This is a genomic window from Idiomarina loihiensis L2TR, assembly GCF_000008465.1.
In the GTDB taxonomy this organism is placed as follows: Bacteria; Pseudomonadota; Gammaproteobacteria; order Enterobacterales; family Alteromonadaceae; genus Idiomarina; species Idiomarina loihiensis.
Genome location: NC_006512.1, coordinates 178,152 through 191,916 on the forward strand (window position 1 = coordinate 178,152; position 13,765 = coordinate 191,916).

The following is a 13,765-nucleotide window of genomic DNA, read 5'->3' on the forward strand; positions in this document are numbered from 1 at the left end:
GGCTTAAAAGTGGTAGTTGGTCTGCAGCCAGACAGTACGACCCGGCTCATTAACTTTGTCAATTTGCTGGTATCCGGAAATGCTGGCGGCGGAGCGACTCAAGTGCTCTGCATAGGTTTTATCCAGTATATTATCGACTCCTAAACTTAGCTGCCACTTTGGATCAATTTTCCAGTCGATATTTGCCGATAAAACACCATAACCCGGGCTATTACCGATATCATAGCCAATGACATTGCCCTGATTCACTGCTGTGCGCTCTTGTTTATCCACCAGGCGCCAGAGCAAAGAGTAAGTCAGTGCGTTGTGGCGGTAATCAGTGCCAATACGCAGTTCATCAGCAGGTTGCTGCGGCAGATAGTTATCATCGGTTTTATTACTTCCGCGGGTTATGGCCAGTGCTGATGACACCGACCAGGCTTGGGTCAGTTGGTAACTTAAGGTTGTTTCCCCGCCCCAGGTTCGGGCATTAATATTACGGACGGTATCCGGCTGCATCATCATGCCTTTTTGCAAAAGAATAAAGTCATCGACCCGACTGTAGAAAATGGACGCGTCCAGTCGCCATTTATCGGTGTTTATATCGAGACCAATATCCCATTGTTGGTTGGTCTCTGCGTCGGTGTAAAAAGCCGATTCTGACGTTGGTGACTGGCGGCTGTTACCAATGGCCTCCCAGTAGTCCGGGAACCGCTCCGCCTGACCCCAACCCGCATACCAATAACCATTTTTAAGCTGTTTTTCTATACGAAGAAACCCGCTATGAAGGTTCTCACTGCGTGTTTCATTCGCCGTGGGGTTGGATTGAGCCGGAGCTGACATAGGTTGAATGTCGGTGCGCTTGTCTGTCATTTTCCAGTGATCAAGCCGATAACCGCTGACTAACTGCCATTCTTGATCTATAGAGTGGCGGTATTCTGCATAAATGCCATCTTGCTCAATAAAAGCGTCATCAACTCGGTTAAGGCTTTCAAATGGTTGGTTAAACTGATCTTTGCTGGAACGGTTACGGTGAGCCGACTCATTATGTTCAAGCCCAGTTTTGAGTTGCCCGGAAGGGGGTAACTGCCATTCGGAGGCAATTTTAAAACCACGGGAATATCTATCCGGGTTACTGGCGGTTGGGCTGGGCATCATCATCGACGGGGTAAACTCGCGCAAAGAATAGTTGTCCATAACGTGGTCAATGGTATTGAAATAGGTATTAACAGAAAGTTCTTCGAGCGAACGGTTGTCAGGTTGCCATTGGTAATTCAGTGCGACGCTTTCACGGTCAAAGAGCACCCCATCCATACTGCGATCGGCGTAGGCTGCCTCGCCATCGCTGACGCCAAGCTTGAGCATCAGACGATGCTGCCGTGAGGGTGTCCAGGCAAGGTCAATATCGCCACTCCAGCGTTCATACTGGCTGTTAATGCTATTACCCGAGCCATCTTCGTAGTCATCGGCGGTTGCGGCAGATGCGTTCACGCGTACATAGCCTGGTTGCGCTCCCCAGGTTAAATCAGCGGTGGTATTCAGGCGGCCGTACTGCGCTGTGGTGGCATTTAAGTAACCGGTAAACTCGGGTACTTCAAAGAATGTTGCTTCGCGCTCAAAATGAATAGATGCCGCTGAACCGGCGAACAATACGGTTTGTGGGCCCTTAACAATCGTCACGCTGTCATAACTTTGTGGGGTTATGTACGCCGTTGGCGGATCCATGCGGCTGCTACACCCACCCTGCAGCATTTGCCCGTCATTAACTATGGTCAGTCTGCCTGCTCCCATGCCGCGGAATAAAGGGTCAGCAGAGGCTCCACCTTTGCGGGTTGCACTAAATCCAGCAAGGCTTTTTAAAAAATCACCAGCATCGTGAGCAGGCAGCGGTTGTCTGGGTTGTTTCGAATCGACCACCCATTCACTGGGCGACTGCATCGATTCGCCAATAATGACAATTCTTTCCTGAATATCGGTGGTTTCGTTAGCGTAACTGACAATTGGCAAGAGTAAGCAAGTTGCCAGAGGATAAATAGCTTTCATACGACATTGTCCTTTAATAAGGTAATGTCGCTATTATTCTCTATTTTTTAGGTGGTTAGGATGCGACAAAAGGTAGCATCCCTTTAGTAGTACCACTTAAAGCGAAGGGCAGAATTTATCTTTCAATAACGTCATAAAAGCTTCGGTATCCGGGTCTTTTATGGAGTAGTACACGGTTTGCGACTCTTTACGAATGCTGACCAATTGCTGCTGACGCAATACCGCAAGATGTTGTGAAAAAGCTGACGGGCTTAAGTCAAAAAACTGATGAAGCTGACCCACACTTTGTTCACCTAAAGCCAGTCGGCATAAAATTTGTAAACGGTGGGGGTTACCTAAAGAGCGCAGAAAGCTTGCTGCATTCTGCGCCTCTTCCTGATGCATCTCTTGTGATTCAGTTGCACTCATGGTGTCGTTATTTTCCTGATTTTTCTAACTCACGCTCTGTTTTTAATCCTAAGACTTTTCTCATAAAAATGCCTGCAGGACAAAAACCCGTGAAAGATTGTTGAAATAGATTGGCGCCAATAAATACGGTCAGCCATACCCAGTTGGGGTGAACCCAATAAGTCAAAGCTACCGATAACAATACCATAAAGCCTGCAAATGCGGTTATAGCTCTTTCTACACTCATTATCGAACTCCTTAGTTTTTCTATTAAAACGCATACCGCATACGCAGATACGCGTTGTTGTTTTCGGTGAACTGGCCAAAAAAGGTCTCTGGACGTTCGCGGAAAAATAGGTTGAAGCCGCCGCTTAATGACCAGTTATCGTCAATGCGGTAGTCAAAAGTCGGCCGTAAATAGCCGTCGCTTTGATTCGGTGATACAAAAGCAAACAACGACAGATTCAGATCATCACGCTCGTCGCGCCAGGTTAGACGGGTGGTGAATACGGTGCGTGTTTGGTTGTCGCCTTTCTCTACGTAAGCCTGAAAGCCGCCGGTAAAGCGCGTCCATAATTCTTGCTCGTAGCCAACCAGTGCGCGCCAATGATCTTCTGCATCATGACGGTTGTAATTGGCGACTTCAGTATTCACCAGTCCTGGTCCCAGAGGCATCCTAACGGAGGCGCCAACCACGGTTAAGCGGCCGAAGGTGGGTTGGAAGTTGTCAGTCACTGCCTCCGGGCTTTTGGTAAAGCCGTCGTAACCATAGACGGCGTATTCCACACCTTCGTGATTACGGAACAAGCGCAAAGCGTACTCATCGCGCGTGGGCTCAACAAACTGAATGGACGGATCGTCGCCTGTCAGCTGCTGGGTTAGCGGATTAAAATAAGAAATGCGTTCACCGCGAATGTAATTGTCGGGGTCAAACTCAGGAGACCAGACAAAGTCGAGATTGAACCAGTCGAAGTAGCTGGTGATACGCAGTGCGTCAGATGGCGCCTTCAAGTATTCCTGGTCACGTCCGACAAAGAAGGACTGCCAGTCTTTAGGGAACAGATCGTTAAGGAATAAGTAGTCGCCAGTGCCCCAGGTGAGTACCTGACGGCCAATTTTTATATCGGTGTTATCGAAAACCGTAAACTGAGCATTAAGTTCGCGAATTTGACCGTGCCAGGTTTCATCAAAGCCGTCGTACCAGCCGTCGGCTTTTGCTGTCCAGGCAATATCTTGCCAGCGTTCGTCAAAACCCAACTGTAGTCGAGGCTCAGCAATAGACAGACGCTTGTGATAGGGGGAGGATTCAAATCGTCCGCCTATTGCCGCCTCAACATAACCATAGACATCAATACCCTGGTCTTGTTCCGTTCCCCAGTCACTTTCCCATTCGTCATCCCCCCAGGAGTCCTGTGCCGATGCGGCCTGAGCCAAAGTGAAAAGAACAGTAAACGCTAAAATTTTCCGGTATGGCATAATTAGTCTCTCAGTTGTAACCATTCTGCCGGAGGGTTACGTAAGCTGCGCTCACTGAAAATACTGTCCGGTAAGCCAATGTCGTATTGCATAAAGCGGAATTGCATGTCGGTTTTACCGCCATTTTCAAGATCCGATATTCGTGAATGAGTCACAGTTGGGTAGCCTTGAACCGTTTCAATTTCTAGTACTTCCATTTTGCGATAAGCTTCGCCGCTGTCGTTATAGAAGGTGCTTTCTACTGGCAGCATGTGCTCTTTATCAATGACCACTTCGTAGTAGCTAAACTCAACCTTGTCAGAGTCTTTAGGTGTGCCTTTTAGCACGTACTTTGCATCGTCCTCCGACAGAACTTCATAGCTGTCTAAAGCGGTATCGCGACCGGAAACGTCTTCATAGAAAAAGTGTGAACCGACAAAAGACGTACGCTTGTCGCCTGCTGATATGCGTTTAACCAAATCCAGATCGGGTAAATAAAGCCAGCGGTCATCGTCGTCGTTGACTCGTTTTACCACGCGAAACACAGTGTCACGCACATCGGCAGGGCGTGAGAAGAATATCATCATGTCCTGAACTCCACCGTCTTCCTGGTCTTTGCGCAAAATGGTGAATTGACGCATTTGTTCGCGGCCCTGATTATCAGTGATGATCATTCGCGCTGCGCTGCGGCCGTCATCACCAGAGTAATAGGCGTTTAACTCGGCTTGCTCGACAATTTCACGCGCGCTTTTTTCGGCACTAATAGCCTGGCCGCTAACGAATAAAACGGCGGCGGATAAAGCGGTTAAAAATAGGTGTTTCATGATTGGTCTCCACGGAATATAAGGCGGCTAAATACGGTCATTACCGCCGGGAGCATAATAAGTGTCACTATGGCGGATATGGCCATAATGCTGGCTAAGAATACGCCTACGGTAATGTAGGGCACTAACGGTGCGAACAGCAGTGGCGTAAAGCCAATGGCAATGACAATGGCATTGCGGGAAATGGCCCGCGCGGGCTCATCAAACATAACTACCAGAGTGTCTTTCCAGTTACCGGTTTGCTTGAATGTAGCGCGGGTGCGTTCAATGAAGTGAATAGCAAAGTCCACCGACAGCCCAAGCGTCAGCGATGACAGCACGGCAATGGGCATGTCGTAGTCTTTACCGACCCAGCCGATAAGTCCGTAAATAAAGGCAATGGTCAGACTCAGCGGTAACATGGCCAGTACACCGAAGACCACTGAGCGGAACAGCAGCACCATCATAATAAACACCACCACAAAAGCACTGATTAAGCTGTCGAGCATGCCTTCGACCATGGCTTCCTGCCACACGACGTTCAGGTAAGCTTTGCCGGCCCAGTCCATTTCAGTGTTTGCAGGCAGAGGATTATCCTGAATATAGCTATCAACAGCTTTGACGACCTGGGTTACGTGTTGGTTGTCACCGCTGGTTAACTGCAACCACATTAAACTGCGTTTGTAGTCCGGCGTAACAAAGTGCCAGAGGTCCTGCGGACGGTGCGATGACTGATACTGCAACAGGGTTTGCGCAACGCCGTTGGCATTGTCCGGCAATTCGTAGTCTTTTTCTTCGCCCGAGCGTAATTCACGGTTAACCGTCTTGACCACGTCGGACAGGCTGTTGGATTTGCCCACCAAGCCTGTCGTTTGCAAGTACGCTTGCATCTCGCTTATGTAAGCTAGTAATTCCGGGCTTTGGAATGCTTTGCTGGCGCTATTCAGCTGTTCGAGCTCTGTCATTAAGCGCTCTAACGGCTCTAATTGGTCGGAACCAACGCTGAAGAGCAGATCATCAATAGCGATAATCCACTGGTTAAAGTTCACTTGTTCTTGCTCAAGCAGAGCGCTTATAGCATCGCGGGATTCTTCAGACAGCGCGTCGTTATTCAGGGCGTCACGAACCGCTGAGCGAGCCTTTTCGGTCGTATCTAAGGTATTTTCAAATACTACATACGCGTTGTACGTCCCGGCAAAGTGGTCGTTTAATACTTCGTCAGCAATACGAACCTCGTGGTCAGGTTTAAACCAACGCACCGGGTTGTCGTTAATGTTTATTTGCTGAATACCGAACCAGGCAAAAGCCAGAACGGCCAGGAAAAAGGCTATCCACAATTTGGCGTGGCTAGCCGCGGTAGCCCCCATTTTTTGCAGCCAACCTTGTTTATGCTCGTCATGAGTCACTTGAGTAAAGCTTTCCAGCGTTGATGGTTTCAGTGCGCAAATATAGGCAGGCACGAAAAGCACCGTAATTAAGAAGGCCAAAAGAATTCCGGAGCCAACGAAAGCGCCGAACACCTGCACCGGTGGAATTGGCGTTAGCATCAGCGAGTAAAAGCCAATAGACGAGGTTATTGAGGTAAATAGCATGGGTGTAAACAGGTGCCTCAGCACGTCTTTTATGGTGTCTTTTGCATTACCTTTTTCACGGTATCGGTCCGAAAACTCGGACATAATGTGCACTGAGTCGACTACCGCAATAGGCATCAGGAAAATAGCGATCATCGACGACATAATGTGTACGGTAAACCCCAGAGCAATGAGTGTTCCCATGGTAATAAGCACTGTCGACATGGCGACTATCATTGCTGCACTTATGAAACGCACATTGCGGAAGAAAAACCAAAGCAGAGCGAAAATTACCGCTGCTGCTAGCGGCGCTGAAATGCCCATTTGTACAAACATTTCATAGCCAAACTGGTCTTCAGCAACGGGTAAACCGGTAATGTGCCAGTCATCATTGGTTTCCAAAGTGGCAATTTTTTCACGCAGTTGCTCCGCCAGAGCATAGCTCTGGTCTTTGCTCTCAATGGGTACATAAATAGCGGCAGACTTGTCGTCGCCGGACACAATGGTGTTATAAAGCAATGGCAGGTCTTTTACTTGTTTCTGGATGTATTGCGCTTCCGCGTTACTTTCTGGCGGTTGTTTCATCATCCATTCAAAACGAATGGTGCCGGGCTCTTCCTGAGTAATATTATCGACATTCGCCAGTGACATCAGGTCGTCACTGATAACTCCGTCCAGTGACTCCGCGTAATTCGACATGGTATGCAGGTCGGTTAAAGTCTTTTGGTTGTAGACGGTGTTCTTATTCACTACGCCAACGACAATCATGTCATGCATAGCGAAGGTTTCTTTTACCTCATTATGGAAAACTCGCTGCGGGTTGTCATCCGGCAGCATGTTCTCCGGATCGGTATCAATGGTAATAGACGGGATGAACGCAGCGGCAGCAATAGTGATCAGCGTCAACGTCCAAACGACGCTTCTGCGATAGCCTGTTGCTAATTTCATAATAACATCGATCATATTATTTCTTGATAATCTAATTTAGAATAATTCGAAATATAGTCGATTATTTCTGAGTTGTCATCTATCTTGATGAAAAAATAACAAGGCGACTTCTATGACCACACCACACATTTCGGCAAAAGCCGGTGATTTTGCTGAACTTTGCTTGTTTCCTGGTGACCCGTTAAGGGCAAGACATATTGCTGAAACACATCTGGACAGTGCAGAACTCATAAGTGATACCCGAAATATGCTGGCATTTACCGGGCAATTTCGCGGTACACCCGTGTCGGTGATGGGATCCGGGATGGGGATGCCGTCTTGTGCACTCTACGCGCAAGAGTTGTTTCAGCATTTCGGTGTTGAGCGCTTAGTGCGGGTAGGCACTTGCGGTGCCGTATCAGCAAACCTTAATTTGCGTGATCTGGTCGTTGCCCAGGGAGCCTGTACTGACTCTTCAATGAACCAAAAGCTGTTTGGCGGTTATGACTTTGCAGCAATTGCAGATTACAAATTGTTAAGTGAGTTCGTCGGTTATTGTCAGAAGAAGAACCAGCGTGTAGCTGTTGGCAATGTATTTTCTACTGACAGTTTCTACCATCCGGACAAAAAACTGGAGTCTCGGCTGGAAGCCATGAATGTTCTGGCGCTAGATATGGAGGCAGCGGCTCTTTATGCGGTAGCCGCGATTCATAAGAAACAGGCTTTAGCCGTTATGACAGTTTCTGATGAAATAAGAACGGGCAATGGCTTGTCGGCTAATGAAAGACAGACCGCTTTTAACGAAATGACCAAGATGACTTTAGAAAGTTTACTAGTTTATTGATCACGATCAAGCAAAAGCCACTTGGCAACCAACAACACTGTATTATGTGTGACTAATGTCGATGAATGAGCAGAATAAGCCGTTTGTGGTTGTAGATTCTGCCTGTAGTGGAGTGGTTATGAAGTGGCTCGATTGGTTAACTCGCCCTGTCCAAAAGTTATTTAATTTACTGAGTTTTAGACGAAAATTTAGCTTGATTGGTTTTTTACTTTTTATTCCGGTTATTGTACTGAGTTCGTTGATGGTTAATGACTCACTGGAAAAAAGCCATCAGGTTGAACAAAAGCATGAAGCCGCTCAATACTGGCCAGAATTAAGAGGGCTTTTAGAGCATATCGCCATGCACCGGGGAATGACTGGGAGTGAAGCTCAAAAACGAGAGTTTTCCAGTGAAATAAACCGTTCAGTGCAAGCCATTAATCGTCATTTTAGTGCTCTGGATGACCTCCAAAGTAAACCAGGCCAAAGTCATTTGCTGCCAGAATCATTATTGCTGGAGCTGCGCCGTAAATGGCAGGGCTTAAGCGGTTCAACGGACACTTTTCATCAGCATACTGAGCTTTTGGAAAAGGTCCAAAGTGCGTTAAAGCTGCTTGGCAAAAACTCCCAACAACTGTTGGAAAATGATTTACCAAGCCTGTTCTTAGCACGTCTTTCGGTTGAAGAGCTGCCGCAGTTAGTTGAGCAGGGAGGTCGCTTAAGGGGGTTGGGAGCTCAATGGTTAAGCGGAAAGGAAAGCCCCGAACTACAGCAGGATGTCACCATTTTAAGCTACGTGCTGGAAAACCAGGTTTCCGACTTTGTGGACGTTGTCGAGAGTTTATCCGAAGAAGTTAACGACCAGGGCTTGTTGATGCAGGCTAAGGCAGCCGAACAGCAGTTAAGATTATTTAGCGAAACTGCTTCTAGCAAACTAATGGAACGCAATATGTCGGCCAGTGACTTCTTCCGTGAAGGAACTGCCGCGACAGGGGCGTTATTTGCTTTTTACGACAGCGTTATTCCGGCTTATCACTCGAGACTTGAACAGCGCCTGACAAAATTAGATACGGTGATTTGGACCAACGCGGCTTTGATTGTCGGGGTGTTGTTATTGCAGTTACTGTTATTTACCAGCTTATATTTAGGAATTTACCGGGCGGTGTCTGCCAATATTAAAATGGCCAAACAGCTGGCAAATGGCGACCTAAATAGTTTGAGCTCGACAGAGGGGCATGATGAGCTGTCGAAAATAACTCATTACCTGAACTCGGTCGCTATTGAGACCAGTTACTCAGTGGATGCCATACGTAAGTCGAGCGACGGTATGGACAGGCTGGGTAACGGTAATTATCAGGCAATTAAAGAGCTGGCCGAACGGGCAAGAGCTCAGGCTTCGCAAATGCAAAGCGCAGCTGCGGCAGTCGAGCAAATGACCTCGGCGATAAGTGAAGTGTCAGAGTCAACTCAGAAAGCCGCAACAGAAGCTGATAACACCTTGATATCCGCCAAAAATGGGCAGCAGGTTGTTCATACCATGGTGACTGCCATTCAGAGACTTGAGCAAGAAGTGTCCGAATCTCAGCGTGTTATAAAAACATTATCTGAAGATAGCCAGTCTATCTCGAAGATATTACTGACCATTAATGACATTGCCGACCAGACTAATTTGCTGGCGCTGAATGCTGCTATTGAAGCCGCCAGAGCCGGTGAGTCCGGTCGGGGCTTTGCGGTTGTAGCTGATGAAGTCAGACAGTTAGCACAACGGGTACAGGCTTCCACTGGCGAAATACAAAGTGTCATTGGTCGGCTGGAGACCAACACAAACAATGCAGTGCAAACCATGGAGCGCAATAAAACCCTGGCGGGCGAAAATGTTGAACAAGCGAACCGGGCTGCAAGTTCATTATCTGACATTGTCGAAAATGTTGGTGTCATTAACGACCTGAATATTCAGATAGCCTCCACAACGGAAGAGCAGTCTGCGGTAACCATAAATATTCAGGAAAACATTAATTCACTTTCTGAAAGTGCACGAATTGTTGATGAACGCTCGCAAGAAGCGTTAGAAAGCTCAGCTCAATTAACGACTTTAGGCGGCGAAATTAAGTCTCTTGGCGACCGCTATTACATTGAAAAAGACGTGATAGAGCGACGTCTTTCAGAACAAGACGTACTCATTGAATGGTCGCCGAAGCTGGATGTGGGCATTGAAGAAATTAACCGTCAGCACCAGCGCCTAATTTACATTGCTAATGAGCTGTATCGCCTGAAGCTTCGCGATGGTGATCAGCATGCGTTACAGCGTCTGGTGGACTCGTTAATTAACTACACGGCTACGCACTTTAACTACGAAGAGTTGCTAATGGAGCGTAACGGCTATCCTGACTTAGAAAACCACAAGCTTAAGCACCGCGACTTAGTGCAGGATGTGATGCGCTTCAAACACCGGGTTGATAGCCACGAAGACGTGATTGATGAGCTATTGGAGTTCGTAAAAGCCTGGCTCATGAACCACATTATGAAAAGCGATATGGCTTATAAAGGGCATCTCAACAGCAAAGGTATTCACTAGGGAATTTATAGCCCCAGGCTAATCACCGGGGCTTCTTCACTTTCTTGTCGCTGGGTAAAGTCATCTTTACTGGAAAGGTTTCGCCAGTTGGCTGCCACCAGGCTCTGTCCGGTGGCGCCACCCAGGCTGTTGCCAGGCCCCAGCAGTAATAATTTATCCGGTGCGAACTCTCTTAAGGCAACTGTAATGGCTTTGGTGTAGTCGTAATACTCGGTCACCTGGTGCCCAAAAGTATAGCGTTGCAGGGCATCCAAATGGCAGCCGGGCGGCTCCCAAATAACACCTCGGCCGTCTATGAGTGGCAGTTCGGGTTGTCTGAAATGGCTGCTGTCCCACACGGAAAGAGCCTGATCTGACGCCTCTTTCATTAACGGTGAATGGAATGCCGCATGGCCGGGTAAGATCATAGGAAAGCGGTTATCAACAGGCTCTAGTGCTTTACTGGCAGTGGTTACCGCATTCTGTGTACCCGCCAGCAGAACATAGCCGCCGTAACGAATGGATAAAAACAGCTCCCCGGCGTGTTGTTCTAACATCTGACTGACGGCTTTTTCACGGGTTTTGTCCGGTTGCCACTGCTCGTTCATAATTGGGTAAATAAGCTGCGCACCGTCGGCTGCGGCAGTTCGCTTTGCCATGTCGGTGACAATAGACATTGCGTTTTCCGGCTGCCATACACCGGCACAGGCCAGAGCGGTATACCAGCCCATGGAGTTTCCGGTCACTGCCACTATGTCATACTGCTCGGGGTCAACGGCTTTAAAGTCGGCGTAACCGGCCGCAAAAATTAAGGCTGCAGAGTTCTCCGGCTTTAAATGCAAACGGTGATCGAACTTACTTTTCTGGTCGAGTTCCGAAACGCTAATAAAACCTTCGTTTTCGCGGACTTTGTCTAACTGGTTAATGAGATCGCTTTGCTTTGGCAAATGGCGTTCAGTAATAGAGCCTAATTCAGGTTTGTTGTAACCACCACGACCGGGGCAGACGATAACGGCAGTTTGTTTCATTGGCCTAAATGCTCCTGTAAATAGTGGATAATGTCTTCTTTTCCAGGCAGAACTTTATAAGCGGCAGAGCCCAGAGGAATAAAACTGTCTTTGGCGGTAATACGGTCAACACGCTGCCAGTCACGCCGATGTTCGTACAGAGCGGTTACCAGCTCTTCACTTAACGAACCGCGGTTACGGCATTCGTCGACAACCAGAATGTGTTTCGCAGAGCCAACGGCCGCCACAATTTTCTCAATATCCAGTGGGACTAAATAGCGCAAATCAAGAATGCGGATTCGCTTTTCAAGCGCGAGTTCGCTGCACGCCTGCCGACTTAAGTAATAACCGTTGCCATAGGTGATGATAACCAGCTCATCGCCTTCGCCATAACGGGAAGGCTCGCCGAGAGCCGGTAACGGCGCGGTAGCTGACGGAAACTCATGCAGCCAGCCTTTGTCGCCCTCTGCGAGCAAGTCGCGGGTCATATAAAGCGCAATAGGCTCCAGAAAAATCACTAAGCGTTTTTGGCAGTGAGCAAGCTGAACCGCTTGTCTCATCATGAGCACGGCGTCGTGTCCGTTTGATGGACACATCACAATAACGCCCGGAATATCGCGAAATACGGCGAAGGAATTGTCATTGTGAAAATGTCCGCCAAAGCCTTTCTGGTAGGCCAGACCGGCAATACGAATGACCATACCGTTGTGGTACTGACCATTAGAGAAAAAGGGTAGAGTGGCGGCTTCGCCCCGAATTTGGTCTTCGGCATTATGTACGTAAGCCAGGAACTGTATTTCTGGTATGGGCAGAAAGCCTTGCTGCGCCATGCCCATGGCTAAGCCAAGAATGCTTTGCTCGTCTAGTAAGGTATTCACCACACGATTTGCGCCAAAGTGATCGAACAAGTGGTGAGTCACGTGGTATACCCCACCTTTTTTGCCAACATCTTCACCAAATACCACGGTGTTCTGGTATCGCGCCAATATTTCGTGCAATGCCCAGTTAATCATTTTGCCTAAGGGTTGAGGCTTCTTAAAGTTGCGCTTATCAAACGCAAATACCGCCTGTTGCTGGGTGCTGGTTAGCGGCTGAGTATCGTCGGCCAGAGTTTTTGGCACAATGGAAGCCATGACCGACTCTGCGCATTCGAGCCTGGGTCGGGCAGAGGCCTCAGTGCCCACCCGACGAATGCGCTGTAACCAGCATTGTGCTTTTTCCGAGAGTTGAATGCCGGTACAAAGTTCTCGCTCAATAACTTGCGCTGCACTTTGCAAAAGCACGTCAGTTTCAAAACTTTGTTCTATCGATTCATTGCTGCGATAGGCAACTTCTGCATCGGCACCGGCATGACCAAAGAAGCGCTGAGTCTTCAAATGTAAAATAGCGGGCTTTCGCGTACGCCTGATATACTCAGCTGCCTGACGGGCTACTGCGTAAGTTTCACTGACATTAGCGCCGTCTGCATAGTAGTAGCGTATTGCTGGGTAATTCTGAAGCTGATGAGCTGTCCATCCTCTGGGAGTCGAGGTAGAAATACCAATGCCGTTGTCTTCACACACATAGAGAATAGGCATCGGCATGCCCTGATAAGCGCTCCAGCCGGTGGCATTTAGAGCCCCTACGGCGGTGGAGTGGTTTGCTGAGGCGTCGCCAAAGTTACAAAGCACAATGGCATCATCCGGCCACTGGCCAGCTTGCTTTAAGCGTTTACTGAGTCCAATGGCGTAGGCGGTACCCATAGCTTTGGGTAAGTGCGAAGCAATGGTTGAAGTTTGCGGTGGTATATTCAGTGCCAGGCTGCCTAAAACCTTGTGGCGACCGCCTGAAATAGGGTCTTCACTGGAGGCACAAAACGACAGCATGAGGTCATATAGCGAGTTCGAGCCTTCTAACTGCTTGGCACGCTGTAGAAAGAATGCCCCGCTGCGATAGTGCAGAAAAGCCGGATCGGTTACCCGTAAAGCCGCTGCAACTGCAGCGTTGCCCTCATGTCCAGCGCTGCCAATGGTATAAAAGCTTTTGCCCTGGCGCTGCAGGCGACGCGATTCGATATCAATGAAGCGGCTCAGAACCTGGCTGTGAAAAAGTGCGAATAGATCTGAGTCGTTTAAATTTGAGTGCTGCGATTGAGGCGCAGGTAAATCTTCCTGCGCCAGTCGCTCAATAAAGTCCTGTTGCCAGCCCTCAATATCGCAACGCATGGTAAGCCTCGC

Annotated in this window: 10 protein-coding genes; 2 read left to right on the top strand and 8 right to left on the bottom strand. The window is 48.4% G+C overall.

The window, feature by feature from the left end; translation table 11 throughout:
* Positions 1–3 precede the first annotated feature (3 nt).
* From IL_RS00850 to IL_RS00875, 6 genes are all read right to left on the bottom strand, one after another.
* The gene (locus IL_RS00850; protein WP_011233431.1) at positions 4–2,022 is read right to left on the bottom strand and encodes a TonB-dependent copper receptor; all 2,019 of its coding nucleotides are present in this window, start codon (positions 2,020–2,022) and stop codon (positions 4–6) included.
* A gap of 96 nt (positions 2,023–2,118) precedes the next feature.
* Positions 2,119–2,430, bottom strand: a complete 312-nt coding sequence (locus IL_RS00855) for an ArsR/SmtB family transcription factor (RefSeq protein ID WP_011233432.1) — start codon at positions 2,428–2,430, stop codon at positions 2,119–2,121.
* A 7-nt stretch (positions 2,431–2,437) separates the two neighbouring features.
* Positions 2,438–2,656: a YgaP family membrane protein gene (locus tag IL_RS00860; RefSeq protein ID WP_011233433.1), complete on the bottom strand. Its 219-nt coding sequence runs from the start codon at positions 2,654–2,656 to the stop codon at positions 2,438–2,440.
* Positions 2,657–2,679: 23 nt separating this feature from the next.
* The gene (locus IL_RS00865; protein WP_011233434.1) at positions 2,680–3,885 is read right to left on the bottom strand and encodes a hypothetical protein; all 1,206 of its coding nucleotides are present in this window, start codon (positions 3,883–3,885) and stop codon (positions 2,680–2,682) included.
* A gap of 2 nt (positions 3,886–3,887) precedes the next feature.
* Positions 3,888–4,688: an outer membrane lipoprotein-sorting protein gene (locus tag IL_RS00870; protein ID WP_011233435.1), complete on the bottom strand. Its 801-nt coding sequence runs from the start codon at positions 4,686–4,688 to the stop codon at positions 3,888–3,890.
* Complete coding sequence (locus tag IL_RS00875) at positions 4,685–7,201, bottom strand: efflux RND transporter permease subunit (RefSeq protein ID WP_011233436.1); 2,517 nt, start codon at positions 7,199–7,201, stop codon at positions 4,685–4,687. Before IL_RS00875 ends, IL_RS00870 begins: the two co-directional genes overlap by 4 nt.
* Positions 7,202–7,298: 97 nt before the next feature.
* Here IL_RS00875 and deoD point away from each other — a divergent pair, with 97 nt between their 5' ends.
* Positions 7,299–8,009 (top strand): purine-nucleoside phosphorylase, encoded by a 711-nt coding sequence (deoD, locus tag IL_RS00880; RefSeq protein ID WP_011233437.1) that lies wholly within the window; start codon positions 7,299–7,301, stop codon positions 8,007–8,009.
* A 118-nt stretch (positions 8,010–8,127) separates the two neighbouring features.
* Positions 8,128–10,563 (top strand): bacteriohemerythrin, encoded by a 2,436-nt coding sequence (locus tag IL_RS00885; protein ID WP_231378612.1) that lies wholly within the window; start codon positions 8,128–8,130, stop codon positions 10,561–10,563.
* Positions 10,564–10,568: 5 nt separating this feature from the next.
* Here the strand turns inward: IL_RS00885 and IL_RS00890 are convergent, their stop codons facing one another.
* Positions 10,569–11,570, bottom strand: coding sequence for a malonyl CoA-ACP transacylase (locus IL_RS00890; protein ID WP_011233439.1), 1,002 nt, complete (start codon positions 11,568–11,570; stop codon positions 10,569–10,571).
* Positions 11,567–13,753 carry a thiamine pyrophosphate-dependent enzyme gene (locus IL_RS00895; protein WP_011233440.1) on the bottom strand — a complete coding sequence of 729 codons (2,187 nt, stop codon included), beginning with the start codon at positions 13,751–13,753 and terminating at the stop codon, positions 11,567–11,569. Before IL_RS00895 ends, IL_RS00890 begins: the two co-directional genes overlap by 4 nt.
* Positions 13,754–13,765: the final 12 nt, after the last annotated feature.

Excerpts from the sequence above, each read along its gene's own strand:
- IL_RS00850 (WP_011233431.1), bottom strand. The coding sequence starts at position 2,022 with ATGAAAGCTATTTATCCTCTGGCAACTTGCTTACTCTTGCCAATTGTC.
- IL_RS00855 (WP_011233432.1), bottom strand. The coding sequence starts at position 2,430 with ATGAGTGCAACTGAATCACAAGAGATGCATCAGGAAGAGGCGCAGAAT.
- IL_RS00860 (WP_011233433.1), bottom strand. The coding sequence starts at position 2,656 with ATGAGTGTAGAAAGAGCTATAACCGCATTTGCAGGCTTTATGGTATTG.
- IL_RS00865 (WP_011233434.1), bottom strand. The coding sequence starts at position 3,885 with ATGCCATACCGGAAAATTTTAGCGTTTACTGTTCTTTTCACTTTGGCT.
- IL_RS00870 (WP_011233435.1), bottom strand. The coding sequence starts at position 4,688 with ATGAAACACCTATTTTTAACCGCTTTATCCGCCGCCGTTTTATTCGTT.
- IL_RS00875 (WP_011233436.1), bottom strand. The coding sequence starts at position 7,201 with ATGATCGATGTTATTATGAAATTAGCAACAGGCTATCGCAGAAGCGTC.
- deoD (WP_011233437.1), top strand. The coding sequence starts at position 7,299 with ATGACCACACCACACATTTCGGCAAAAGCCGGTGATTTTGCTGAACTT.
- IL_RS00885 (WP_231378612.1), top strand. The coding sequence starts at position 8,128 with ATGAAGTGGCTCGATTGGTTAACTCGCCCTGTCCAAAAGTTATTTAAT.
- IL_RS00890 (WP_011233439.1), bottom strand. The coding sequence starts at position 11,570 with ATGAAACAAACTGCCGTTATCGTCTGCCCCGGTCGTGGTGGTTACAAC.
- IL_RS00895 (WP_011233440.1), bottom strand. The coding sequence starts at position 13,753 with ATGCGTTGCGATATTGAGGGCTGGCAACAGGACTTTATTGAGCGACTG.